This is a genomic window from Microbacterium oleivorans (assembly GCF_001644225.1).
Classification (GTDB): Bacteria; Actinomycetota; Actinomycetes; order Actinomycetales; family Microbacteriaceae; genus Microbacterium; species Microbacterium gawkjiense.
The window spans coordinates 87428-113300 of sequence record NZ_LSTV01000004.1; the positions used below are offsets into that span (position 1 = coordinate 87428).

Sequence of the window (25873 nt, forward strand, 5' to 3'; positions counted from 1 at the left end):
TTCAGGCACCCTTCACTGCGTTGCGGACGTAGACGATGCGGCCACGAGCACCGGGGACGGCGCCCTTGACGAGCAGCAGACCCTTCTCGGCGTCGACGGCGTGCACCGTGAGGTTGAGGACGGTCACGCGCTCGCCACCCATACGGCCGGCCATGCGCATGCCCTTGAAGACGCGGCTCGGGGTCGACGAGGCGCCGATCGAACCGGGCTTGCGGTGGTTGCGGTGCGCACCGTGCGAAGCGGAGACGCCCTTGAAGTTGTGACGCTTCATGACACCGGCGAAGCCCTTGCCCTTGCTGGTGCCGACGACGTCGACCAGCTGGCCGGCCTCGAAGGTGGCGTCGACGGTGAGCTCCTGACCGAGTGAGTAGTCAGCGGCATCCGCCGTGCGCACCTCCGTGAGGTGACGACGCGGGGTCACACCGGCAGCCTCGAAGTGGGCCGTCTGCGGCTTGTTGACCTTGCGGGGGTCGATCTGGCCGTAAGCGATCTGCACGGCGTTGTAGCCGTCACGCTCGGGCGTGCGCACCTGGGTCACCACGTTGGGGGCGACTTCGATGACGGTGACGGGAACGACCTTGCCGTTCTCGTCCCAGACCTGGGTCATGCCGAGCTTGGTGCCCAGCAGGCCCTTGGAAACCTTGGAGTTGATGTCAGCCATGATGATCGACCTCAGAGCTTGATCTCGATGTTGACGTCGGCCGGGAGGTCGAGACGCATCAGCGAGTCGACGGCCTTGGGCGTCGGGTCGATGATGTCGATGAGGCGCTTGTGGGTGCGCATCTCGAAGTGCTCGCGGCTGTCCTTGTACTTGTGCGGCGAACGGATGACTGCGATCACGTTCTTCTCGGTCGGAAGGGGCACGGGGCCCACGACCGTCGCGCCCGCACGGGTCACGGTGTCGACGATTTTGCGTGCCGACGAGTCGATGACCTCGTGGTCATACGACTTCAGGCGAATGCGGATCTTCTGTCCCGCCATTGTCTGCTCACTCTCTTTCTCGCGTCGTACCTCGAGGGCATTGGACGCACGGGGCGCTTGCGCGCCGGGCACTTCTCCCCGCCCGGAGGTGGGGGATCCGTCACCGCTGTTCTGATGTCAGTCCGCAGGAGACCTGCGGCATCCGCTTCCCCTCGCACGCACGCGTGCGCATCCGTTTCCGGAGTGGGTGTGGGGATGTGATGTTCTGCTGCCCGCGGCCTAGGCTTCTCGCCTATGCACTGCCCTGGCAGTGATCCCGCGCAGAGCGCAGGAATGTGGAACCTGTACAGTCTACGTGCCGTTCGGGCGTGTCGCAAACCCGGGCGTGTCGCGCCGCCGGGTACGCTCCCCCACCGCCCTCGCCGGGCACAGCAGAGGGGCCGGATGCCGCGGCATCCGACCCCTCGCAGAGATCACTCGTTCCCGATACGCCGATCCACGTTGTCGCGGACCTCGTCGACCTTCGCGTCGACCGAGTCGGGAGCGACCTTCTTCACGAACTCGGCCGCGGCGTCGAGGACCTTGTCGCTGACGTCCTCGGCCTTGTCCGACTTCAGGTTCCGGTCGATCTCCTCCTTGTGCTGCTCGAGGAACTGCTTGCCCTTGCCCACCACATCGTCGATACCCATGGGATCCCTTCCGTCTCGGACCGCGGATGCCGCGGCGCGGTCAGTCTAGGACCGCCCCCACCCGATCGCACCCCCTTGCAGGAACGACAAAGGGGCCGGGCCCGAAGGCCCGACCCCTGCCGGTGAGTCCGAAGGACTTACTTGATGATCTTCGTGACGGTACCGGCACCGACGGTGCGGCCACCCTCACGGATCGCGAAGCCGAGGCCGTCCTCCATGGCGATGGGCTGGATGAGCTCCACCGTCATGTCCGTGGTGTCACCGGGCATGACCATCTCGGTGCCCTCGGGCAGCGTGATGACGCCGGTCACGTCCGTGGTACGGAAGTAGAACTGCGGGCGGTAGTTCGTGTAGAAGGGGTTGTGACGGCCACCCTCCTCCTTCGAGAGGATGTAGGCAGTGCCCTCGAAGTTGGTGTGCGGCGTAACCGAACCCGGCTTCACGACGACCTGGCCACGCTCGACGTCGTCGCGCTTGAGACCACGGAGGAGCAGACCACAGTTCTCGCCGGCCCAGGCCTCGTCGAGCTGCTTGTGGAACATCTCGATACCCGTGACCGTGGTCTTCTGCGTCGGGCGGATGCCGACGATCTCGACCTCGGAGTTGATGGCGAGGGTGCCACGCTCGGCGCGACCGGTGACGACCGTGCCACGACCGGTGATCGTGAAGACGTCCTCGATCGGCATGAGGAAGGGCTTGTCCTTGTCGCGGACCGGGTCGGGGATCGACTCGTCGGCGGCGTCCATCAGGTCGAGGATCGACTGGACCCAGGTCTCGTCGCCCTCGAGAGCCTTGAGGCCCGAGACGCGGACGACCGGAGCGTCGTCGCCGGGGAAGCCCTGGCTGGACAGCAGCTCGCGGACCTCGAGCTCGACGAGCTCCAGGATCTCCTCGTCGTCGACCATGTCCGACTTGTTCAGCGCGACCATCAGGTAGGGAACGCCGACCTGCTTGGCGAGCAGAACGTGCTCACGCGTCTGAGCCATCGGGCCGTCGGTGGCGGCGACCACGAGGATCGCGCCGTCCATCTGAGCGGCACCGGTGATCATGTTCTTGATGTAGTCAGCGTGACCCGGGGCGTCGACGTGTGCGTAGTGACGCTTCGGGGTCTCGTACTCGACGTGCGAGATGTTGATCGTGATACCACGCTGGCGCTCTTCGGGAGCGGAGTCGATCGACGCGAAGTCACGCTGCACGTTGGTGGCCGACGGGAACTTGTCGGCGAGCACCTTCGAGATGGCAGCGGTGAGCGTGGTCTTGCCGTGGTCGACGTGACCGATCGTTCCGATGTTGACGTGCGGCTTGGTCCGCTCGAACTTGGCCTTGGCCACTGGGTCCTCCTCAGGACTGTCGTGTAGTCATCCGGGCGCTGGATTGCGACCGGGTTTCTACGGGGATGTTGTCAGTGTAGTTGACGTGACGATATTCAGTTTGGGCGGATGCCGGGGGCCGGGCCCCCGGCATCCGAAGAACGAGTGTTACTCGCCCTTGGTCTTCTGGACGATCTCGTCGGCCACCGCGCGCGGGACCTCGGAGTAGCTGTCGAACTCCATCGCGTAGACCGCGCGGCCCGAAGTCTTCGAGCGCAGGTCACCGATGTAGCCGAACATCTCCGACAGGGGGACGAGGGCGCGGACGATCTTGATACCCGCTCCGTCCTCCATCGACTGGATCTGGCCACGACGCGAGTTCAGGTCGCCGATGACGTCGCCCATGTACTCCTCGGGAGTACGGACCTCGACGGCCATCAGCGGCTCGAGCAGCACGGGGCTGGCCTTGCGGACAGCCTCCTTGAAGCCCATCGAACCCGCGATCTTGAATGCCATCTCGGACGAGTCGACGTCGTGCGACGCGCCGTCCATGAGGATCGCCTTCACGCCCACCATGGGGAAGCCGGCGAGCACACCGACCTGCATGGCGTCCTGGAAGCCCTGGTTGGTCGGCTCGATGTACTCGCGCGGGATGCGGCCACCGGTGACCTTGTTCTCGAACTCGTAGGTCTTGTCGGCCGTGACCTCGAGGGGCTCGAGCGCGAACTGGATCTTCGCGAACTGACCCGAACCACCGGTCTGCTTCTTGTGCGTGTAGTCGTAACGCTCGACGGTCTTCTTGATCGTCTCGCGGTACGCGACCTGCGGCTTGCCGACGTTCGCCTCGACGCGGAACTCGCGCTTCATGCGGTCGACGAGGATGTCGAGGTGCAGCTCGCCCATGCCCTTGATGACCGTCTGACCGGTCTCGGGGTTGAGCTCGGTGCGGAAGGTCGGGTCCTCCTCGGCCAGCTTCTGGATGGCGACACCCAGCTTCTCCTGGTCGGCCTTGGTCTTCGGCTCGATCGCGACCTCGATGACGGGCTCGGGGAACGTCATCGACTCGAGGACGACGGGCTCGCTCGGGTCGGCGAGGGTGTCACCGGTGGTGGTGTCCTTCAGACCGATGACCGCGTAGATGTTGCCCGCGGTGACCGCGTCGACCGGGTTCTCCTTGTTGGCGTGCATCTGGAAGATCTTCCCGATGCGCTCCTTCTTGCCCTTGGTCGAGTTGATGACCTGCGCACCCGAGTCGAGCTGACCCGAGTAGACGCGGATGTAGGTCAGGCGACCGAAGAACGGGTGCACGGCGACCTTGAAGGCCAGCGCGGCGAACGGGTCGTTGGCGTCGGGGTGACGCTCGATGACCTTCTCCTCGTCCTTCGGGTCGTGCGCCTCGATGGCGGGCACGTCGAGGGGCGACGGCAGGTAGTCGACGACCGCGTCGAGCATCGGCTGGACACCGCGGTTCTTGAACGCGGAGCCGCAGAGCACGGGGTAGAGCTCGCCGGCGACCGTCATCTTGCGGATGGCGCCCTTGATCTCGGCGATCGTGAGCTCCTCACCGCCGAAGAACTTCTCGAGGAGCTCCTCGTCGCTCTCCGCGACGGTCTCCAGCAGCTGCTGGCGGTACTCCTCGGCGCGGTCCTTGAGGTCGGCGGGGATCTCCTGCACCTCGTACTTGGCGCCCATGGTCACGTCACCCTTGGCGTCGCCGGGCCACACCAGTGCACGCATCTCGACGAGGTCGATGACGCCGACGAAGTCGTTCTCGGCACCGATGGGCAGCTGCAGCACGAGCGGCTTGGCGCCGAGGCGCTTCACGATCGTGTCGACGGTGAAGTAGAAGTCCGCGCCCAGCTTGTCCATCTTGTTGACGAAGCAGATGCGGGGCACGTCGTACTTGTCGGCCTGACGCCACACGGTCTCGGACTGGGGCTCGACGCCCTCCTTGCCGTCGAAGACGGCGACGGCACCGTCGAGGACGCGGAGCGAGCGCTCCACCTCGACCGTGAAGTCGACGTGACCGGGGGTGTCGATGATGTTGATCTGGTTCTTGTTCCAGAAGCAGGTGACGGCGGCCGACGTGATCGTGATGCCGCGCTCCTTCTCCTGCTCCATCCAGTCGGTGGTCGAGGCGCCGTCGTGGGTTTCGCCCAGCTTGTGGTTGACACCCGTGTAGAAGAGGATGCGCTCGGTCGTCGTCGTCTTGCCGGCATCGATGTGCGCCATGATGCCGATGTTGCGGACCTTGTTGAGGTCGGTGAGCACTTCTTGTGCCACGGGGTGTCCTTACGTGTAGTGACGGATGTCGCGGGGCGACCGGCCGGGGGTGACCCGGCCGGCCGCCGAGGTGCTGATTACCAGCGGTAGTGCGCGAAGGCGCGGTTCGACTCGGCCATCTTGTGGGTGTCCTCGCGGCGCTTCACCGCGGCACCGAGGCCGTTCGAGGCATCCAGGATCTCGTTCTGGAGGCGCTCGGTCATGGTCTTCTCACGGCGACCCTTCGCGTACGAGACGAGCCAGCGCAGCGCGAGCGTGTTCGCGCGGTGCGGCTTGACCTCGACGGGAACCTGGTAGGTCGAGCCACCGACGCGGCGGCTCTTCACCTCGAGGGTGGGGCGGACGTTGTCGAGCGCCTTCTTGAGCGTCGCGACGGCGTCCTGGCCGTTCTTCGCCTCGACACCCTTGAGGGCGTTGTAGACGATGGCCTCGGCGATGGACTTCTTGCCGTCGACGAGGATCTTGTTCACCAGCTGGGTGACGATCGGAGCACCGTAGACCGGGTCGTTGACGACGACGCGGCGGGGTGCGGGTCCCTTACGAGGCATCTAGCTCAACCCTTCTTGGCGCCGTAGCGGCTGCGAGCCTGCTTACGGTTCTTGACAGCCTGGGTGTCCAGGGCGCCGCGGACGATCTTGTAACGCACACCGGGGAGGTCCTTCACACGACCACCGCGGACGAGCACGAGCGAGTGCTCCTGCAGGTTGTGGCCCTCACCGGGGATGTAGGCGGTGACCTCGGTCCCGTTGCGGAGCTTCACACGGGCGACCTTGCGCATCGCCGAGTTCGGCTTCTTGGGGGTGGTCGTGTACACGCGGGTGCAGACACCCGCCTGCTGCGGGTTCGCCTTCAGGGCGGGCGCCTTGGTCTTCGAGACCTTGGGCGAGCGACCCTTGCGAACCAACTGCTGAATGGTTGGCACGTTCTCTCCTTGTCGATCTGCGCGCGGCTCGCGCCGGGCACAGGTGCTGCACGGTGACAGCGTTCGTGGTTTCACCACAGATCCATCTGCACGCCGCGACCGCGACGAACGGGAGTGATGGATATGCCGTGGGGGTGGCCTGTTCGCAGGCCCTGTCCCTGGTGCGCTCGCCTCGCCTGTCCCGTACCGAGGCACGTCGCATGGCGCGCGTGTGCGCACACCCGATCAATGATACGCGGGATGACGAAGTCGGGTCAAACGAGGGCGGACTTCACCGCGAGTGCTCAGGTGAGGTAGCCGCCGGTCAGGAACCGGCATCCGTCCGCTGCAGTCGGAGCGCCGCATCGCCGAGGAGGAACCGATCGGCGACCTCCGCCGCCCCGCCCGGCTCGACCTCGACGTCCGTGCCGAGGGGACTGGGCAGCAGGATGCCGTTCGTCGAGCCCAGATCCACGATGCGCCACACCTCGCCGCGCCGCTCGAGGCGGGCATGGGTCTTCGACACGGTCCGCGTCGGGTCGGCGATCGCAAGGAGCTGGGCACGCGGATGCGCGGGGTCGGCGACGGGGTTGCGCCCCAGGATGACGACGTCGCCCGACAGGTCGGCGGTGGAGCCGTCCGGGAGGACGAGTTCCCACCGAGAGTGTCCCCGACGCACGACGACGGTGCGCTCGAGGTCCTCGCCCCGCGGCGCGGGGGCCGATTCCTGCTGCTCGCGCTCCTGCGCGGAGACCGAGGAGCTCGCCGACACGGGAGCACCCGCGGCCGGCGAGCCGGGGATGGCGGACACCTCGCCGGTCAGCTCGGGGAAGACGTCGCGTTCGTCGCGGTCGGCGCCGAACGCCGGCGGGCGCAGACGCGTGACGGGCGCCTCGTCGCGCCCCGGCACCGACGAGATGATCCCCGGCGCGGCGGCGACGGGAGGGCTCGCGTCGCGGGGCGCGTGAGGTGCGGCCTGCGGAGGGAACGGCGCCTGCGGCGCGGTCGTGGACGTGTCGGCGACTTCCGGCAGCGCGCTGCCGGAAGTCATCGTCGGCGTCGGAGCGGTCGGGTCGGGCTGCTCCCCCGTCGCCCCCGGATCGGCGCCGAGCGTCGACGCATCGGCGGGAGCCGCCGCGGAGGCCTGCGGGGCCCACGGCTGGGGCGCGACGGGTGAGGCCGGGGCGGCCGCGGGACCGGGCCGCGCATCGTCACCCGGCGCGGCGGCCGGCGCGGGGAAGGGCGGCGGCGGCAACGGCGCGCCGAAGTCCGTTCCGAGCGATCCGAACGGCGCGTAGGGAGGCGACGCGGGCCGCGCCTCCGGATCGGGATGCCGAGTGGCGGGGCGCGCGCCCCGCCACTCGGCAGGACCGAACCCCACGATCGTCGCCCAGACCGGGAACAGGAGCGCCCCGACGACGGTCATCCCGCCGCCGTAACCGAAACCGGGGTTCAGCCGGTGCACGGTCAGGATCAGGAGGATCCAGACGGCGATCGGGCCGACACCCGGCACGAGGACGAGGAGGGCGAGCCACATCGAGAACCCGCCCCAGCGCAGCAGCACGGCGATGTTGAGGAGGGGCACCCATGCACGCCAGGGCTCCTCGCCCATCTTCCGGAAGGCGGCCGAGAGTGCCAGGGCGACCCACACGTACACTGCCGCGCCGAGGACGAAGGCGAGCAGTCCCAGGACGACACCCGCACCGCTGTCGACACCCGTGATCATCCCCCCACCCTAAGTGAGCAGGACCGGCCCCCGCGGAAGGGAGCGGAGCCGCATCAGACCCCGGGAAGACCGTCGCCCGAATCGAACGGTGCGTCGAGCGACCGGGTCAACTCGTCGAGCAGTGCCGCGATCTGCGGCTCGACGTACTGGGCCACGGCCGTCTGGATCCGGAGGCGATGCCGCAGCAGGATCGTGCAGACCTCGCGCCCCACCATGCTCGCGTACTCGTCGGCGAGGCGGACCTCCTGGCGGAGCGCCGCCTTCGCGTCCTCGGTGAGCGGAGGGAGCGCGGGCACCGCGGCATCCGCTTCATCCGCCAGACCCGCGATCGTGAACAGGAAGGGGGCGCCGGGGACGGGATCCGGGTCCATCGGCAGGCCGTCGAACTCCGGCTCGAGCCCCTCGGCGGGCCGGTAGGTGCGGGACCGGTTGCGGTCGGCCTGCTGGTCGAGCTCGGCCTGCAGCATCGGGAGGTTGCGTGCCGTGTAGTGCGCGACGGCGTTGTCGACGATCGTCTTGATCCGGGTCGACAGACCGTGCTGCACCCCGTGCGGCACATCGGACCCGAGACCCGCCGCCGAGAGGACGGGAGACCCGAGGCACCGCCGGCAGGGAGCGACCCGGCCGCGGTGCGTGGCCGGCTCCCAGCGCGGCAACCAGCGCAGCCAGGCCTCGACGGCCTGGTCCACCTGCGTCTCGAGCGAGCGCTCCACGGCTCCATTGTCGCGGAGATCCGCGCCGATCGGGGCATTTCCGCCGTGCCGGATGACGTCGCCCGTCACTCCTCGTCGTCGGCGCGCTCCCACGGCCACTGCGGTCTGCTCGCCCGCGTGCGCCCGAGCGCGATCCCGGCCCACGCCGCGACGGCCGCGGTCACCGCCAGGACGAGGAGGTACCACGACACCGCGAAATCGCCGACGGCACCGACCGACACCGCGGGATCCGCCCCCGTCAGGATGCCGCCGGCCGCGATCCCGACGAGATAGGCGGCCACCGTCGCGGCCGCCACCCAGAGCGCCCCGACGTAGCGGCCGCGGCGGATCGCTCCGTATCCGGTGGCCGCGAAGACGAGGGCCGCGAGCAGCATCGCCGTGATCCCGGCGCCCTGGCCGAGCGCCGGCTCGGCGAGGACGTCGGTGTCGGTCAGCAGGCTCGTGAAGCCGAAGGCGAAGATCGCGAGCGCCGCGAATCCGATCGTCGCGAAGAACGCGGCGATCGGCGGTGCGACACCGGCGGACGGCGACACCTGCCGCGGCCGCCTGTCAGTACTGCTGGAGCTGCGGGCCGGCCTCGAGAGTGCGCTCGTACTCGCGCCGGGCCTCGTCGTTGAGCTCGGTCACCCGACGACCGCGACGCGCGACCCAGGCACCGAACCACACCGTGATCTCACGACCGAGGACGAACGCGATGACGGCGAGCGGGGCGAGGAGCTGCTCCCCCACGAGCTGGGCAGCCTGAGACGGCGCGATCGACCAGAACGGTGCCTGGAAGAGCTGGCCGAGCAGGTGACCGCCGTAGGCTGCGCCGCCCACGAGCAGGCCGAAGACCACCCACAGACCCCAACGACCGCGGTTGATGAAGGCGCCGAGGATCCAGAAGCCCAGGAAGAACACCGCCACCGGCACCCAGAACGCCCAGGTGGTGAGGATCTCGAGGGTGCGGCTGCCGAGGTCCGCGAGCGCGATCGGCTCGTCGAGCGCTGCGAGGCCGAGCGTGGCGGCCAGGTAGAGGAGCGCGAACACCAGCGCGGCGACGAGACCGATGGCGCCGGCGGCACCGCGGTTGCCGCGTGCGCGCGGTGCCTCGGGGGCCTGCACGAAGATCGGCTGCTGCGAGTAGACCGCTGTGGGCGCGCCTGTGGCGGCGGGCTCGCTCGAGGTCACCGTCGTCGGGGTCTGGTCGGCGTGCGAGTAGGCCGCCGTGGCGACGGCCGGGGCCGCCGCAGCAGCGGCGGGAGCCGCGGTCGTGGCGGGCTCCGGGGCGTCGTCGTGGCGTGCGGGCGCGTCGACGACGTCGGTGTGGGCGGTGGATGCCTCGGAGTCCGTCTCCGTCGCCGCCGGACGGTACAGCGGCTCGCTCTCGACGGCGGAGGCCGTCACGGGCGCGTCGGGCTCGCTGTACTTGCCGTAGTCGATCGACAGGTCCGAACCGCGGTCGGTCGCGGAGAAGTCCGCGTCACCGCGCGGGCGGTCCTCGGTGGTGCGCGAGGCGGCCTCGGCCTCGGCGAGACTGTCGTTGGCGCTGCCGACGACGTGGTCGACGTCGCGGGGCTCGCCGGTGGACGTGGGCTCCTCGACGGGCTCGCCGTAGGCAGGCTCGCGCGTCGGTTCGTTCCGCTCGCCGAACTGGGGGTCGCTCATGGCGGTGTCACTCCTCACGCGGAGGCGTGCGCCACCGCTGCAGCGAGCGTATCGTCGGCGCCCGCACCCGCCGCGGAGGCGCCCCGACGTGTCTCGACGCCGTGTCCGGGTCGAGACGTATCGTGGACCCCATGTCGAGCCGACGCCCCCGCATCCGCCGTGCGCTCGTCGGCGCCCTCGCCGCCCTCACCCTCGCGGGCGCCGTGACGGCCTGTGCCCCCGAGCCCGACGCGGTGCCGCCCGCGCCGACGGATGCGGCATCCGGAACCCCCAGCCCGACCGTCACCCCCGTCGCCATCGCGGAGTTCCCGTTCGGCCCGTCGACCTCGACCACGCCGCTGCCGAAGGACTGCGAGAGCATCCTGACCCCCGGCATCCTGGACACCCTGCAGGGCATCCCGCTCAACGCACCGGGCATTGGCGGCGGCATCCGACCCGACAGCAGCCGCGTGTGCGTGTGGGCCGACCCCGGCGCGAGCCGCACGAGCCTCGTCACCGTCGTGGGCTACTCGCCCGAGCGCGAGGCGCGCGATGCGCTCTACCTGCTCGGCGTCGACGAGGGCTACACCTGCTACGAGCCGGACGAGGGACTGCGGTGCGAGAAGAGCGGCACCGACGAGCTGGGGCTCCCCGTCGGACGCACCGTGTACTGGCGCGACGGCGTGGCGATCGACACGCAGTACTCGAACCTCGCACCCCAGGGGTACACGGCGGCGATCGTCCGGTCGATCTGGGGCTGAGCGCTCAGCCTGCGCGTGACCAGACCGCGGCGGCGACGCCGTCCGCGTACTGGGTCGGATGCCACGCCTGCTGCGACGTCGACACCCACTGCCCGCCGCCGGCCTCGATCGTCTCGAGCAGGTCGCCCTCGGTGCGCGAGCAGCGCACGCGGTCACCCTCGGGGGCGCACTCGAACCCGAGCGGCGGCAACGCAGCCGTCGCGATGGCCCCGGCATCCGGCGGCACGGTCGCGACCGTCGTGGAGATCTCTCCCCGTCCCGAGGTCCAGGTGCACGTGACGAGAACCTGCGGCTCGAGAGCGGCGACGAGGTCGGCGGCCGACGACACCGGCGCGTCCGTCGAGGCGACCATCTCGGCACCCTCGGTCCACCGGAGACCGGCCCACGCCGCCTCGTTGTAGAGGTCGCGGCAGCCGAGAGGGGCGGAGGTCGCCGCAGCGGATGCCGTGGGTTGCGGCACCCCCGCGGCCTCGGAGATCCATCGCGAGGCGGCGGGGAACATCGGCACGGCGAGGACCAGCAGCGTCACGACGATCGCCGCGCTCACGACGCCGACGAACCACGCGAAGCCGGCGTTGCGTCCTCCCACCCCTGCCATGCCCCCAGGGTAGCCCCCCCGGCCCGGCCGATCCGCGCCGACGACGCCGAAGGCCCCTGGGAGATCCCAGGGGCCTTCGGTCAGACGATCACGCCTCGATCAGTTATAGCTGCCGGGGGTGAAGTCGTCGGTCGAGAAGCTGTCGAAGTCGACGTAGCTCAGGTCGGCGTCGCTGTACGCGCCGTCCGAGGCGAAGATGCGGTTGGGGTACCGCTCGCTCTTGGCCTCCTCCGTCGCCTCGACCACGACGTTGCGGTACTTCGCAAGGCCGGTGCCGGCGGGGATGAGCTTTCCGATGATGACGTTCTCCTTGAGGCCCACGAGCGGGTCGCTCTTGCCCTCCATGGCCGCCTGCGTGAGGACGCGGGTGGTCTCCTGGAACGATGCGGCCGACAGCCACGACTCCGTCGCGAGCGACGCCTTCGTGATACCCATCAGCTCGGGGCGACCCGAGGCGGGACGCTTGCCCGCCGCGACAGCCTCGCGGTTCATCTGCTGGTAGCGCTTGAAGTCCACCAGCTCACCGGGCAGCAGGTCCGTCTCGCCGTGGTCGACGACCGTGACCTTGCGCAGCATCTGGCGCACGATGACCTCGATGTGCTTGTCGTGGATCGGCACACCCTGCGAGCGGTACACGCCCTGCACGCCGCCGACGAGGTACTTCTGCACCTCGCGGGCACCCTGCACGCGCATGACCTCCTTGGGGTCGAGCGTTCCGACCTGCAGCGGCTGACCGACCACGACACGCTGGCCGTCCTCGACGAGGAGGGTGGCGCGCTTGAGGACCGGGTAGACGTGCGGCTCGTCGCCGTTGTCCGGGGTCAGGATGACCTTCTTGGCCTTCTCGGTCTCATCGATCTTGATGACACCGTCGGCCTCGGCGATCGGGGACGCACCCTTGGGGGTACGCGCCTCGAACAGCTCCTGGACACGGGGCAGACCCTGGGTGATGTCGTCCGCCGATGCCGAACCACCGGTGTGGAACGTACGCATCGTCAGCTGGGTACCGGGCTCACCGATCGACTGGGCCGCGATGATGCCGACGGCCTCGCCGATGTCGACGAGCTTGCCGCTGGCCAGCGAACGGCCGTAGCACTTGGCGCACACACCGACGGCGGAGTCACAGGTGAGGACCGAGCGCACCTTGATGCTCTCGATGCCACCGGCGACCAGCTTGTCGATGAGGACGTCGCCCACGTCGTCGCCGGCCTCGGCCAGGACGGTGCCCTGCGCGTCGATGACGTCGGCGGCGAGGGTACGGGCGAACACCGAGTTCTCGACGTTGGCGTCACGCACGAGCGTGCCGTCGGTGCCGGGAGCGGCGATCGTGAACTCGAGACCCTTGGTCGTGCCGCAGTCCTCCTCGCGGATGATGACATCCTGCGAGACGTCGACGAGACGACGCGTGAGGTACCCCGAGTCGGCGGTACGGAGGGCCGTGTCGGCCAGACCCTTACGGGCACCGTGCGTCGCAATGAAGTACTCCGCCACCGACAGACCCTCGCGGTACGAGGAGATGATCGGACGGGGGATGATCTCACCCTTGGGGTTGTTCACCAGGCCTCGCATACCCGCGATGTTGCGGATCTGCAGCCAGTTACCACGGGCACCCGAGCTCACCATGCGGTTGATGGTGTTGTCGGACGGGAAGTTGTCCCGCATCGCCTTCTGGACCTCGTCGGTTGCCTCGGTCCAGATCTTGATGAGCTCCTGACGACGCTCGGCGTCGGTGGTGAGACCCTTCTCGAACTGACCCTGGACCTTCGCGGCCTGCTTCTCGTAGGCGGCGACGATCTCCTTCTTGTTCGGCGGCGTGAGGACGTCGCTGAGGGCGACGGTCACACCCGAACGGGTGGCCCAGTAGAAGCCGGCGTCCTTGATCCGGTCGAGGGATGCCGCGACCTCGGTCTTCGGGTACTCCTCGGCCAGCTTGTTGACGATCTGCGACAGCTTGCCCTTGTCGGCCTGCTCGCGGACGAACGGGTAGCCCTTGGGGAGCGTGTCGTTGAAGATCGCCTGACCCAGCGAGGCATCCACCAGACCGTGGCGCTCGTAGCCCTCGGGCGCTTCGCCCTCGAGGAACGTCAGACCCGGGACGCGGATGCGGACCTTGGCCTGCAGGTCGAGGGTGCCCTCGTCCTTGGCCAGGATCGCCTCGCCGACGGAGCCGAACACACGGCCCTCACCGGCAGCACCCTCCTTGATGGTCGTCAGGTGGTGCAGACCGATGATCATGTCCTGCGAGGGCAGGGTCACCGGGCGGCCGTCCGACGGCTTGAGGATGTTGTTCGAGGCGAGCATCAGCACGCGGGCCTCGGCCTGCGCCTCGACCGACAGCGGCAGGTGCACGGCCATCTGGTCACCGTCGAAGTCCGCGTTGAAGGCGGCGCAGACGAGCGGGTGGAGCTGGATGGCCTTGCCCTCGACAAGCTGCGGCTCGAACGCCTGGATGCCGAGACGGTGCAGCGTGGGCGCACGGTTCAGCAGCACGGGACGCTCGCGGATGATCTCCTCGAGCACGTCCCAGACCTCGGGGCGGGTGCGCTCGACGGCGCGCTTGGCGGCCTTGATGTTCTGCGAGTGACCGAGGTCGATGAGGCGCTTGATCACGAACGGCTTGAAGAGCTCCAGGGCCATCTGCTTGGGCAGACCGCACTGGTGCAGCTTCAGCTGCGGGCCGACGATGATGACCGAACGGCCCGAGTAGTCGACGCGCTTGCCGAGCAGGTTCTGGCGGAAGCGACCCTGCTTACCCTTCAGCATGTCGCTGAGGGACTTCAGGGCGCGGTTGCCGGTACCCGTGACGGGACGACCGCGGCGGCCGTTGTCGAACAGGGCGTCGACGGCCTCCTGCAGCATCCGCTTCTCGTTGTTGACGATGATCTCGGGGGCACCGAGGTCGATCAGTCGACGGAGACGGTTGTTGCGGTTGATCACGCGACGGTACAGGTCGTTCAGGTCGCTGGTGGCGAAACGGCCACCGTCGAGCTGGACCATCGGGCGCAGCTCCGGCGGGATGACCGGGACGACGTCCAGGACCATCGACGCCGGGCTCATGCCCGTCGACAGGAACGAGTTGACGACCTTGAGGCGCTTGATCGCACGGATCTTGCGCTGGCCCTTGCCCTCGGAGATCTGCAGGTGCAGCGAGTCCGCCTCGGCGGCCAGGTCGAACGCCTCGAGACGACGCTTGATCGACTCGGCGCCCATGTAGGCCTCGAAGTACTGACCGAAGCGGTCCTGCAGCTCCTGGAAGATGTCGTCTTCCTGCTTGAGCTGACCGACCTCGAGATTGCGGAACTCGTCCCACATCCGCTCGAGCTTGGCGACCTGCTCGTCGCCGCGCTTGCGGATGGTGGCCATCTCCTTCTCGGCGGCGTCCTTGGCCTTCTTCTTCTGGTCGGCCTTGGCGCCCTCCGCCTCGAGGGCGGCGAGCTCGTCTTCCAGCTTCTGGAGGCGGTCGGCGACACGGGCGTCGCGACGGTCGGCGATGTTCTTGATTTCGAGGCGGAGGTTCGCCTCGTGGGTCGGCAGGTCGCGGTGGCGTGCGTCCTCGTCGACCGAGATCACCATGTAGGCGGCGAAGTAGATGACCTTCTCGAGGTCCTTCGGCGCCATGTCCAGCAGGTAGCCCAGGCGCGAGGGGACGCCCTTGAAGTACCAGATGTGGGTGACGGGGGCGGCGAGCTCGATGTGGCCCATGCGCTCACGACGGACGGAGGACTTGGTGACCTCCACGCCGCAGCGCTCGCAGACGATGCCCTTGAAGCGGACGCGCTTGTACTTGCCGCAGGCGCACTCCCAGTCGCGGGAGGGTCCGAAGATCTGCTCTCCGAAGAGGCCGTCCTTCTCGGGCTTCAGCGTGCGGTAGTTGATGGTCTCGGGCTTCTTGACCTCGCCGAAGGACCAACGACGGATGTCGTCGGCGGTGGCGAGACCGATACGAAGCTGATCGAAGGTGTGTGACTCGAGCACTGATTCTCCTGTGTCGGAATTCTGTTCGTTGCCGGTGCGGGTCAGATCTCGTCGATCGACGTCGACTCGAACCGGGTGGAGATGTTGATGCCGAGCTCCTCCGCTGCGCGGAAGGCCTCGTCGTCACTGTCGCGCAGGTTGACCTCGGTGCCGTCGGCCGAGAGGACCTCGACGTTCAGGCAGAGGGACTGCATCTCCTTCATGAGGACCTTGAACGACTCCGGGATGCCGGGCTCCTGGATGTTCTCGCCCTTGACGATGGCTTCGTAGACCTTGACGCGTCCCACGATGTCGTCGGACTTGATCGTCAGCAGCTCCTGCAGTGCGTATGCGGCACCGTAGGCCTCGAGCGCCCAGACCTCCATCTCACCGAAGCGCTGGCCACCGAACTGGGCCTTACCGCCGAGCGGCTGCTGGGTGATCATCGAGTAGGGGCCCGTCGAGCGTGCGTGGATCTTGTCGTCGACGAGGTGGTGCAGCTTCAGGATGTACATGTAGCCGACCGAGATCGGAGCCGGGAACGGCTCGCCGGAGCGACCGTCGAACAGCTTCGCCTTGCCCGAGCTGTCGATGAGACGCTCGCCGTCGCGGGTGGGGTTCGTCGAGTCGAGCAGACCCGCGATCTCCTCCTCGAACGCACCGTCGAACACCGGGGTCGCGACCTTCGTGCCGGGCGCGGCCTCGCGGGCCTGCTCGGGCAGCTTCGCGGCCCACTCGGGCGAACCGTCGACCTTCCAGCCCTGCTTGGCGACCCAGCCGAGGTGGGTCTCGAGGACCTGACCGAAGTTCATTCGACCGGGGATGCCGAGGGGGTTCAGGACGACGTCGACCGGGGTGCCGTCGGCGAGGAAGGGCATGTCCTCGACGGGCAGGATCTTCGCGATGACACCCTTGTTGCCGTGGCGGCCGGCGAGCTTGTCACCGGCGGTGATCTTGCGCTTCTGGGCGATGTAGACCACGACGCGGCGGTTGACGCCCGAGCCGAGCTCGTCGTCGCCGTCCTCGGCGTTGAACTCCTTGACGGCGATGATCGTGCCCTGCTCACCGTGGGGCACCTTCAGCGAGGTGTCACGGACTTCGCGGCTCTTCTCGTTGAAGATCGCGCGGAGCAGGCGCTCCTCGGCCGACAGCTCGGTCTCACCCTTGGGCGTGACCTTGCCGACGAGGATGTCGCCGGGGCGAACCTCGGCGCCGATGCGGATGATGCCGCGCTCGTCGAGGTCCTTCAGCAGGTCGGGGCTGACGTTGGGGAGGTCACGGGTGATCTCCTCCTTGCCGAGCTTGGTGTCGCGCGCGTCGACCTCGTACTCCTCGATGTGGATCGAGGAGAGCGTGTCGTTCTTCACGAGCTCCTGGCTGAGGATGATGGCGTCCTCGAAGTTGTGACCCTCCCACGTCATGAAGGCGACGAGGAGGTTCTTGCCGAGGGCGAGCTCGCCGTTCTCCGTGGCGGGGCCGTCGGCGATGACCTCGCCGACCTCGACGCGGTCGCCGGCCGAGACCACGACGCGCTGGTTGTACGAGGTGCCCTGGTTGGAGCGGTCGAACTTGCGCAGGAAGTAGTCCTGCGTGCCGCCCTCGTCGAGCTGGACGGTGACGACGTCGGCCGAGACCTCGGAGACGACACCGGCCTTCTCGGCGGTGAGGACGTCACCGGCGTCGATGGCCGCGTAGCCCTCCATACCCGTACCGACGATCGGCGACTCGCTGCGCAGCAGCGGGACGGCCTGACGCTGCATGTTCGCACCCATGAGGGCGCGGTTCGCGTCGTCGTGCTCGAGGAAGGGGATGAGGGAGGTCGCGACCGACACCATCTGGCGCGGCGAGACATCCATGTAGCCGATCTCGTCGACCGGGAACAGGTCGACCTCGCCACCCTGACCGCGACGGGCGAGGATGCGGTCGTTGACGAACGTGCCGTCGGCGTTGAGCTCGACACCGGCCTGCGCGACGACGTAGTCCGCTTCTTCGGCGGCGGTCAGGTAGTCGATCTGGTCGGTGACCTTGTTGCCCACGACACGGCGGTACGGCGTCTCGATGAAACCGAACGCGTTGATGCGCGCGAACGATGCGAGCGAACCGATGAGGCCGATGTTCGGGCCTTCCGGGGTCTCGATCGGGCACATGCGGCCGTAGTGGGAGGGGTGGACGTCACGGACCTCGACGCCGGCACGCTCACGCGAGAGACCACCGGGGCCGAGCGCCGAGAGGCGACGCTTGTGGGTCAGACCCGCGAGGGGGTTGTTCTGGTCCATGAACTGCGACAGCTGCGAGGTCCCGAAGAACTCCTTGATCGCGGCCACGACGGGGCGGACGTTGATCAGGGTCTGCGGCGTGATCGCCTCGATGTCCTGCGTGGTCATGCGCTCGCGGACGACGCGCTCCATGCGGGACAGACCGGTGCGGACCTGGTTCTGGATGAGCTCGCCGACGGCGCGGATGCGACGGTTGCCGAAGTTGTCGATGTCGTCGACGTCGAGGCGGATCTCGGCGGGCTTGCCGGCGCGGACACCGTCGTAGCTGACGTCACCGCGGTGCAGGCGGACGAGGTACTTGATCGTCGCGACGATGTCCTCGACGGTCAGGACCGAGTCGCTGAGCGGCTTGTCGATGCCGAGCTTCTGGTTGATCTTGTACCGACCGACCTTGGCCAGGTCGTAGCGCTTCGGGTTGAAGTAGAAGTTGTCCAGCAGCGCGCGGGCGGCCTCGGCGGCGACCTGCTCGCCCGGACGGAGCTTGCGGTAGATGTCGCGGAGCGCGTCCTCCTTGGTGAGGATCGTGTCCTTCTCGAGGGTCTCCTCGATCGAGCTGAAGCCCGCGAACTCCTGCATGATGTCTTCGCTCGACAGGCCCAGGGCCTTGAGGAAGACGGTGACGGACTGCTTGCGCTTGCGGTCGATGCGCACGCCCACCTGGTCGCGCTTGTCGATCTCGAACTCGAGCCAGGCGCCGCGGCTCGGGATGACGCGCGCCGAGACGATGTCCTTGTCGGAGGTCTTGTCGGGCGTCTTGTCGAAGTAGACACCCGGCGAACGCACGAGCTGCGAGACGACGACGCGCTCGGTGCCGTTGATGATGAAGGTGCCCTTGGCGGTCTGGAGCGGGAAGTCGCCCATGAAGACCGTCTGCGTCTTGATCTCACCGGTGAGGTGGTTCATGAACTCGGCCTCGACGTAGAGCGGGGCGGCGTAGGTCTTGCCGCGCTCCTTGCACTCCTCGATGGAGTACTTCTCGGGCTCGAGGTAGGGGTTGGTGAACGAGAGCTGCATCGTCTCGCCGAGGTCCTCGATCGGCGAGATCTCCTCGAAGATCTCCTCGAGGCCGCTGATCTCGGGCACATCGGTGCGGCCGGCGGCCTGCGCCTCGGCGACGCGTGCCTTCCACGCCTCGTTGCCGACGAGCCAGTCGAACGACTCGGTCTGCAACGCCAGAAGGTCGGGGACCGTCAGCGTGTCGGAGATCTTGGCGAACGAGAGGCGGGATGCCCCGCGGCCGTTCTTGGTGGTGGTGGTGGAAGTTGCGTTGCGCGCAGCAGCCAAGGGAATTACCTCCGTGAGCCCGGGGAGGGCTGGTTTTCCTTGTCGTCAGGTGGAGTACTCCCGCATCCGACACCTGCGGCGCGCGCCGACGGGAACCGTCGGGGGCGCAGGCACAAGCCGACCACCATATGAGGGCAAGTAGAGGGGAGCGCAACTACCCACTATAGGACGGACGACGCGCCGTGTCCAGTCGGATCGTTGACGACTTTCGGATGCTGCGGTATAACTCGCGCCGCTCAGACCCCCGGCTCCGCCGCTCAGACCCCCGGCTCCGCCGCTCAGACCCACTGCCAGGTCGCGAGGACGGACATCGCGAGCGCGTCGCGATCCTCCTGCGGCACGTCGACGCTCGAGGAGAAGGTGACGATGTAGGTCTGCCCGGCGTCGACGAGGTAGTACTGGTCGATCACGTACGGGACCTCCCCCGTCGACACGGTCGCCGTGAGGTGCGCGGACTCGGAGCCCGCCGCGGTCACTCGGTCGAGGGTCTGCACGTCGGTGGCGCCCGCATCCTCGAGTTCGTCGATGCCGCTCTGCTCGACCTGGTCGGAGGTGACCTCGCCGCCGGGCGAGACGAGGATGTTGACGTTGTCGGGGTAGTCGTCGTCGTCCTGGAGGTCGGCGGCGAACGTCGTGGGGTCGAATCCGTCGGGGGCGCCGTCGGGGAAGCCCCAGCCGTCGGGGAGGCGGAACGTGTACTCGTCGGTCGCGACCTCCGTGCCGGTGGCGGGGGCGAACTCGACGGCCTCCGTCTGCTGCGGCGAGACCTCCTGCGTTTCCGCGGGCGGCGCGGACTCGGCGGTGCATCCGGTCAACCCCACCGCGGCCGTCGACCCCAGGGCGGCGGCGAACGCGAGGGCGACGGAGGCGCGACGGGACGACATGCGGCCGACCCTACGCGTCGGCGGCGATCACCGCCGAGGGCTTGCGCTGCGGAGCCGAAGGTGAGAACCGGGCCGGGCCTGGGCGAGCGCCGCGCGCCCCGCGGCGGTCACCACGCCGATCACGGGGTACCCGCCGGTCACCGGTCCGTCCGGCCCGAGGACGACCGGCAGACCGTCCGGCGGCACCTGGACGGCGCCGGGCAGCATCCCCTCGCTCGCGAGCTCCCGGGAGGCGGCATCCGCCGTCCGCGCCAGCGGGGGACCGTCGAGACGGATGCCGACACGGTCGGCACGGGCGCCGACGCCCCACGTCGTCTCGAGGAACGCCCGCCGCGCCGCCGGGGTGAACCAGTCGGCGCGGGGACCGGCGGCGACGGGGACGTCGATGACGGTCGGCGGCGGCGTCCACGGCCACAGGTCGACGGGTGGGACGGGATGCGGGGCGGCATCCGCCGTCGCGATCCCGTCACCCGCGCGCAGCGGTGCGGGTCCGAGGCCCGCGAGCGTGTCGGTCGCGATCGATCCGACGACGGGATGCCCGGCGACGCCGCCGCGGATCGCGAGCAGGGCGCGGACCCCGGCGCGGAAGATGCCGATCGACAGGTCGGTGCCGGCGGACCAGAGCACCGGGCGGTACGGGTCGACCTCGCGTCCGGCGACGTGGACGCTTCCCCACGCCCCGGTGACGGCGATCCAGAGATCTCGGGTCGCGGTCGCGCGGAAGCCGCCCAGGGTCACCTCGATCGCGGCGGCGCCCGGGGCGTTGCCGACGAGCCGGTTCGCGGCGGCGAGCGCCGGGCGGTCGGCGGCGCCGGAGCGTGCGACGCCGTCGGCGAGCGCGTCGGGGCGACCGGCATCCTGCACCGTCGCGAACGGGCCCGGGTCCTGCACGACGGCGGCCGGGCGCTCGACCGGAAGGACGGCGGTGGCGGAGCCCGCGGTGACCGCAGCGGCGGCGACGCGGCGGAACCGCACGCGGGTGCCGGGGCGCAGGAGCACGGGGGTGTCGGCGAGCGGGTCGAACAGGGGCGCGGCGGTCGTCCCGATGAGCTGCCAGCCGCCGGGGGTCTCGCGCGGGTAGGCGCCCGTGAACTCCCCCGCGAGGGCGACGGACCCCTGCGGCACCTGTGCGCGGGGGGTCGCGCGGCGGGGCACGTCGATGCGCCAGTCCGCGCTGACGAGGTACCCGAATCCGGGGGCGAACCCCGTGAAGGCGACCGTCCAGCGCGCCGCGAGGTGGCGCGCGACGAGCTCCCCGGCGCCGATGCCGAGCAGCGTCGCCGTCTCGTCGAGGTCGGGGCCGTCGTAGACGACGGGGATCTCGATCTCCTCCGCAGGCGCCGGTTCACCGGGCGCGGCGGGCGCACCGGCGGCATCCACTCCCTCGATCCACCGGCGCGCGGCCGCGAGCGGGAGGACGGCCGGGTCGACGTGGATGAGCACCGTCCGCGCGGCGGGGACGAGATCGCGCACCCCGCGGGGCCGGCTCGCTACCAGGGCGGCGTGGAGCCCGAGCACCTCGGCGAGCGCGTCGACCTCGACGAGCAGCGCGCTGTCGCCGAACGGGCGGATCACCACGGCGCGCGCACCCCGACCCCCGCGGCGTCGAGCGCCGCGCGCACGGCCCGCGCCATCGCGACCGAACCCGGGGTGTCGCCGTGGAGGCAGAGGGATGCCACGTCGACGGCGAGGACCGAGCCGTCCACGGCCTCGACACCGCCGCCCGTCGCGAGGCGCACGGCGCGCGCGGCGACGACCTCGGCGTCGTGCAGCAGGGCGCCCGGGTCGGTGCGCGGCACGAGGGCGCCGCTCGGCAGGTACCCGCGGTCGAGGAAGGCCTCGAGGAGGAACGGGATGCCGCGGCTCGCGGCCGCGCCGGCGATCGCCCCCGGCATCCCGAGCAGCGGCAGCGCGCGGCCGAGGTCCGCGGCCACGTCGGCGACGGCGTCGGCGACCGCCTCCGCCGTCTGCGGATCGGCGGAGACCGCGTGGTAGAGCGCCCCGTGCGGCTTGACGTAGCGGAGGTCCGCACCGGCCGACACGAGGGCGGCGATCTGCGTCCGCACCTGGTCGCGGAGGACCTCGGGCGGGACGGCGAGCCGCACGCGCCCGAACCCGGCACGGTCGACGAATGACGGGTGCGCCCCCACGGCGACGCCCTGCGCCGCCGCCCGGCGGACGGCATCCCGCATCGAATCGGCGTCGCCCGCGTGACCGCCGCACGCGACGGAAGCGCTGGAGACGACGGCGAACATCGCCTCGTCGTCGGCCGTCGGCATGCCGTCGACGGTCTCGCCGAGGTCCGCGTTGAGGTCGATCGCCGCCATGAGGCAACGCTAGCGGCGGGGAACGGTGAACGGCGGGCGAAGGATCCCGTCAAGCCCTGGCCGCGACCGGACCGGGGCCGTAGCGTCGGGATGTCGCCGGACGACCGTTCCGGCGGGAAGGAGCGCCACTGTGGCGTACATCACCGTGGGGACCGAGAACTCGGTCGACGTCGACATCTTCTACACGGATCAGGGGTCGGGACAGCCCGTCGTGCTGATCCACGGCTTCCCCCTCAACGGGGAGTCGTGGGGCAAGCAGCAGGCCGCGCTGCTCGAGGCCGGTTACCGCGTCATCGCCTACGACCGGCGCGGGTTCGGCGCCTCGACGAAGACCGCGTCGGGCTCGGACTACGACACCTTCGCCGCCGACCTGCACGCCCTCATCGAAGAGCTCGAGCTGACCGACGCCGTGCTCGTCGGCTTCTCGATGGGCACCGGGGAGATCGCGCGCTACCTGTCGCGCTACGGCGCCGACCGCATCGCGAAGGTCGCCTTCCTCGGCTCGCTCGAGCCGTGGCTGCTGAAGAACGATGAGAACCCCGACGGCGCGGGCGACCAGGCCTTCTTCGACGGCACCGCTGCGGCCGTCGCCGAGGACCGGTACGCCTTCTTGACGGGCTTCTTCAAGGACTTCTACAACCTCGACGACTACCTCGGCACCCGCATCTCGCAGGAGGCGCTCGACGCCTCGGTCGCCGTCGCGAATCAGGCCGGCAACGCCGCGATCGCCGCCGCCCCGCTCACGTGGGCGACCGACTTCCGCGCCGACATCCCGGCCGTGACCGTCCCGGCGCTCATCCTGCACGGCACCGCGGACAACATCCTCCCGATCGACGCCACGGCGCGCCGCTTCCGGGAACTCCTGCCCGAGGCGACCTACGTCGAGATCGACGGCGCGCCGCACGGCCTGCTGTGGACCCACGGCGCCGAGGTCAACGAGGCGCTGCTCGCGTTCCTGCAGGGCTGAGCTCCGCACACGGCGTCCGGGACGGGGTTCCGTCCCGGACGCCGTTTCTCGATCCGATGGTGGAAGCGGCGGACGGGTCGTGCCACGATGAGGGCACGAGCGAGGGGGTCGCGATGACGGATGCCGCAGTGCAGGAGACGTCGACGGGCAAGAGCATGGTCATCGATCACGGGATGAGGTGGCGCCTCGCCCGCGACCACCAGCGGACCAAACAGACGGGGCTGTGGGTCGGCGGCATCCTGATCGTGCTGGTCTACGGCTTCGGGCTGTTCGCGCTCAACGGGAACGTCCGCTCGCTGGTCATGGCCGCGTTCTGGGGCCTATTGATCGCGATCGGCTTCGTCGCGATCCGCCACCTGGGGACGCAGAAGCTCACCCGCGTCATCGAGGGGCTCTACCCCGCCGGCGACCGGCTGACCGTCGCCGTCACCGAGTCCGGCCTGACCGTGACCACGTCGGCCACGAGCCTGACGGTCGCGGCATCCGCTCTGTGGCGCATCTCGACGGGGCCGCACTCGGTCAGGGTGCGGGTCAACGGACTGACCGGACCGGCCATCATCCTGCCGCGCGAACTGTTGGACGACGCCGACATCGCGCGACTGCGCGCCATGGCGCCCCGCATCCGTCAGGGCTGACGCGCCGGGGTCGGGGCACCGGATCAGCCGACGACGACCGCCCCGGGCATGCGGGTACGCATGACGGCGAGCGCGTCGGGGCTGTGGTCGACGAGGACGGCGTCGCGGCCGAGCGCGTCGGCGACGGCGCCCGTCGTCCCCGAGCCCGCGAACAGGTCGAGCACGCGATCCCCCGGCCGACTCGACGCCTGCACGATCCGCCGCAGGATCCCCTCGGGCTTCTGCGTCGGGTAGCCCGTCTTCTCGCGCCCCGACGTGGGGACGATCGTGTGCCACCAGACGTCCGTCGGCAGCTTGCCGCGCGCCGCCTTCTCGGGGGTCACGAGGCCCGGAGCCATGTAGGGCTCTCGGTCGACGGCATCCGAGTCGAAGAAGTAGGCGGACGGGTCCTTCACGTACACGAGGATCGTGTCGTGCTTGCTCGGCCAGCGCTTGCGGGACTTCGCGCCGTAGTCGTAGGCCCAGATCAGCTCATTGAGGAAGCAGTCCCGGCCGAAGACGGCGTCGAGCATGACCTTCGCGTAGTGGGCCTCGCGGTAATCGAGGTGCAGGTACAGGGTGCCGTCGTCCTGCAGCAGCCGCCACGCCTCGCGCAGCCGCGGCTCGAGGAAGCCCCAGTAGTCGTCGAAGCGGTCGTCGTACAGCCGCAGTGCGCCCCGCGTGCGGGCGTAGGACGTGCCGCGGAAGCCGCCCTTGACGGGGCCCGCCGGCGGGACGGGAGCGTCCGGGTCGGGCACGAGGTGTGCGGTGTTCAGTCCCGACCGGGCAGGCCCGGCGCCCGGGGCGCGCGGATCCGGGGATGCCGACGCCGCGGCATCCGCTCGGGACTGAATACGGAGCGCGGACTCGATCGCCCGCTCCTGCGTGCGGCCGGTGTTGAACGGCGGGTCGAGGTAGACGAGCGCGAAGGAGGCGTCCGGCAGGCGCCGGGCGACCTCGAGGTTGTCGCCGAGATGGATCTCGACGGTCACGGGACGCGGCGCAGCCAGGCGTCCGTCGAGAACTTCGACTCGACGAGCGCCTCGGCCTCGGCGTATTCCTCCTCGGAGATCGCGCCCGGCTTCGCGCCGTACAGCGACGTGAACGTCTCCTTGAAGCGCTCGATGATCTCGGCGCGCGGCAGCCCGGTCTGGCTGCGCAGCGGGTCGACGCGCTTCGCGGCAGACGCCGTGCCCTTGTCCGAGAGCTTCTCGCGACCGATGCGCAGGACCTCGGTCAGGACCTGACCGTCCATGTCGTAGCTGAGGGTCGCGTGGTGCAGCACTCCCCCGTTGGCGAGGCGCTTCTGCGCCGCACCGCCGATCTTGCCCTTCGACGAGGCGATGTCGTTGAGTGGCTGGTAGGTCGCGTCGATGCCGAGCGAGCGCAGCGCGTGCAGCACCCAGTCGTCGAGGAACGCATACGAGTCCGCGAAGGTCATCCCCGCGACGAGGGATGCCGGCACGTACAGCGAGTACGTGACGATCGAGTTCGCGGCCATGAGCATCGCACCGCCACCCGAGATGCGACGGACGACCTGGAAGCCGTGCTTGGCGGCTCCCTCGGGATCGACCTCGTTCCGGTACGACTGGAACGACCCGATGACGACGGCGGACTCGTTCCACTCCCAGATGCGCAGGGTCGGCGTGCGGCGCCCGTCGCCGACGCGCGTCGTGAGCACCTCGTCGAGGGCGAGGTTCATCGCCGGCGAGACCGCCTTCTCGTGGACGACCTCCCACTCGAACTCGTTCCAGCCGGGAGCGACGATGAGGGCGCGGCGCACCGCCGTGGCGACCGACTCCGGGGTGAAGCCGAGCAGCTGCGCACCCTCGGGCAGTGCGCCGCGGACGGCGGCGGCGATGGTCGCGACGTCGGCTTCGGTCGGGAGGCCCGTCACGGCCGCATCGATGTCGGCGAGCGCGTCGTCGGGCTCGAGGAAGAAGTCGCCCGCCAGGTGGAAGTCCGCGATGCGGCCGTCGGCCACCTCGAGATCGACCACGACCAGCTTGCCGCCAGGGACCTTGTACTCGCCGTGCATG

The 25873-nt window shown here is 69.5% G+C and carries 22 protein-coding genes; 3 read left to right on the plus strand and 19 right to left on the minus strand.

What is annotated here, in order from left to right; all coding sequences use genetic code 11:
* Position 1 precedes the first annotated feature (1 nt).
* The 11 genes from rplC to AYL44_RS11015 all read right to left on the minus strand — a co-directional run bounded on the left by rplC (position 2) and on the right by AYL44_RS11015 (position 10190).
* Positions 2 to 661 (minus strand): 50S ribosomal protein L3, encoded by a 660-nt coding sequence (rplC, locus tag AYL44_RS10965; protein WP_064003332.1) that lies wholly within the window; start codon positions 659 to 661, stop codon positions 2 to 4.
* Positions 662 to 672: 11 nt separating this feature from the next.
* Positions 673 to 981: a 30S ribosomal protein S10 gene (gene rpsJ, locus AYL44_RS10970; protein ID WP_018171443.1), complete on the minus strand. Its 309-nt coding sequence runs from the start codon at positions 979 to 981 to the stop codon at positions 673 to 675.
* A gap of 413 nt (positions 982 to 1394) precedes the next feature.
* Positions 1395 to 1610, minus strand: coding sequence for an Rv0909 family putative TA system antitoxin (locus AYL44_RS10975; RefSeq protein WP_064003333.1), 216 nt, complete (start codon positions 1608 to 1610; stop codon positions 1395 to 1397).
* A gap of 137 nt (positions 1611 to 1747) precedes the next feature.
* Entirely contained in the window at positions 1748 to 2941 is a 1194-nt protein-coding gene (gene tuf, locus AYL44_RS10980; RefSeq protein ID WP_064003334.1) for an elongation factor Tu, read from the minus strand.
* A gap of 147 nt (positions 2942 to 3088) precedes the next feature.
* Complete coding sequence (gene fusA, locus AYL44_RS10985) at positions 3089 to 5203, minus strand: elongation factor G (RefSeq protein ID WP_064003335.1); 2115 nt, start codon at positions 5201 to 5203, stop codon at positions 3089 to 3091.
* 77 nt (positions 5204 to 5280) lie between these two features.
* Complete coding sequence (gene rpsG / locus AYL44_RS10990; RefSeq protein WP_018187368.1) at positions 5281 to 5751, minus strand: 30S ribosomal protein S7; 471 nt, start codon at positions 5749 to 5751, stop codon at positions 5281 to 5283.
* A gap of 5 nt (positions 5752 to 5756) precedes the next feature.
* Positions 5757 to 6125 (minus strand): 30S ribosomal protein S12, encoded by a 369-nt coding sequence (rpsL, locus tag AYL44_RS10995; protein WP_018171438.1) that lies wholly within the window; start codon positions 6123 to 6125, stop codon positions 5757 to 5759.
* A gap of 304 nt (positions 6126 to 6429) precedes the next feature.
* Positions 6430 to 7830 (minus strand): DUF5684 domain-containing protein, encoded by a 1401-nt coding sequence (locus AYL44_RS11000; protein ID WP_064003336.1) that lies wholly within the window; start codon positions 7828 to 7830, stop codon positions 6430 to 6432.
* A gap of 53 nt (positions 7831 to 7883) precedes the next feature.
* Positions 7884 to 8543: a hypothetical protein gene (locus AYL44_RS11005; protein ID WP_064003465.1), complete on the minus strand. Its 660-nt coding sequence runs from the start codon at positions 8541 to 8543 to the stop codon at positions 7884 to 7886.
* 65 nt (positions 8544 to 8608) lie between these two features.
* On the minus strand, positions 8609 to 9076 hold the full coding sequence (locus tag AYL44_RS11010; RefSeq protein WP_064003337.1) for a DUF6121 family protein: 468 nt from the start codon (positions 9074 to 9076) through the stop codon (positions 8609 to 8611).
* 16 nt (positions 9077 to 9092) lie between these two features.
* Positions 9093 to 10190, minus strand: a complete 1098-nt coding sequence (locus AYL44_RS11015; RefSeq protein WP_064003338.1) for a hypothetical protein — start codon at positions 10188 to 10190, stop codon at positions 9093 to 9095.
* A 131-nt stretch (positions 10191 to 10321) separates the two neighbouring features.
* Here AYL44_RS11015 and AYL44_RS11020 point away from each other — a divergent pair, with 131 nt between their 5' ends.
* Positions 10322 to 10930 carry a hypothetical protein gene (locus tag AYL44_RS11020; RefSeq protein ID WP_064003339.1) on the plus strand — a complete coding sequence of 203 codons (609 nt, stop codon included), beginning with the start codon at positions 10322 to 10324 and terminating at the stop codon, positions 10928 to 10930.
* 4 nt (positions 10931 to 10934) lie between these two features.
* Here AYL44_RS11020 and AYL44_RS11025 read toward each other — a convergent pair whose 3' ends face one another.
* The 6 genes from AYL44_RS11025 to pxpA form a co-directional block, all read right to left on the minus strand.
* Positions 10935 to 11528 carry a hypothetical protein gene (locus AYL44_RS11025; protein WP_064003340.1) on the minus strand — a complete coding sequence of 198 codons (594 nt, stop codon included), beginning with the start codon at positions 11526 to 11528 and terminating at the stop codon, positions 10935 to 10937.
* A gap of 99 nt (positions 11529 to 11627) precedes the next feature.
* A complete protein-coding gene (gene rpoC / locus AYL44_RS11030; protein WP_064003341.1) occupies positions 11628 to 15503 on the minus strand; it encodes a DNA-directed RNA polymerase subunit beta' in 3876 nt (1291 codons plus the stop codon).
* Positions 15504 to 15544: 41 nt separating this feature from the next.
* On the minus strand, positions 15545 to 19042 hold the full coding sequence (locus AYL44_RS11035) for a DNA-directed RNA polymerase subunit beta (protein ID WP_064003342.1): 3498 nt from the start codon (positions 19040 to 19042) through the stop codon (positions 15545 to 15547).
* A gap of 278 nt (positions 19043 to 19320) precedes the next feature.
* A complete protein-coding gene (locus AYL44_RS11040) occupies positions 19321 to 19926 on the minus strand; it encodes a hypothetical protein (protein WP_064003343.1) in 606 nt (201 codons plus the stop codon).
* 27 nt (positions 19927 to 19953) lie between these two features.
* The gene (locus tag AYL44_RS11045; RefSeq protein ID WP_064003344.1) at positions 19954 to 21504 is read right to left on the minus strand and encodes a 5-oxoprolinase/urea amidolyase family protein; all 1551 of its coding nucleotides are present in this window, start codon (positions 21502 to 21504) and stop codon (positions 19954 to 19956) included.
* Positions 21498 to 22253, minus strand: a complete 756-nt coding sequence (pxpA, locus tag AYL44_RS11050) for a 5-oxoprolinase subunit PxpA (RefSeq protein ID WP_064003345.1) — start codon at positions 22251 to 22253, stop codon at positions 21498 to 21500. The genes AYL44_RS11045 and pxpA overlap by 7 nt, the downstream gene beginning before the upstream one ends.
* A gap of 130 nt (positions 22254 to 22383) precedes the next feature.
* Between pxpA and AYL44_RS11055 the strand changes: the two genes are divergently transcribed.
* On the plus strand, positions 22384 to 23220 hold the full coding sequence (locus tag AYL44_RS11055; protein WP_064003346.1) for an alpha/beta fold hydrolase: 837 nt from the start codon (positions 22384 to 22386) through the stop codon (positions 23218 to 23220).
* Between the two features lie 113 nt (positions 23221 to 23333).
* Complete coding sequence (locus tag AYL44_RS11060; protein ID WP_064003466.1) at positions 23334 to 23855, plus strand: hypothetical protein; 522 nt, start codon at positions 23334 to 23336, stop codon at positions 23853 to 23855.
* A 23-nt stretch (positions 23856 to 23878) separates the two neighbouring features.
* Here the strand turns inward: AYL44_RS11060 and AYL44_RS11065 are convergent, their stop codons facing one another.
* Both AYL44_RS11065 and AYL44_RS11070 read right to left on the minus strand, forming a co-directional pair.
* Positions 23879 to 24826, minus strand: a complete 948-nt coding sequence (locus AYL44_RS11065; protein WP_064003347.1) for a DNA-methyltransferase — start codon at positions 24824 to 24826, stop codon at positions 23879 to 23881.
* Complete coding sequence (locus AYL44_RS11070; protein WP_064003348.1) at positions 24823 to 25872, minus strand: lipoate--protein ligase family protein; 1050 nt, start codon at positions 25870 to 25872, stop codon at positions 24823 to 24825. The genes AYL44_RS11065 and AYL44_RS11070 overlap by 4 nt, the downstream gene beginning before the upstream one ends.
* Position 25873 lies beyond the last annotated feature (1 nt).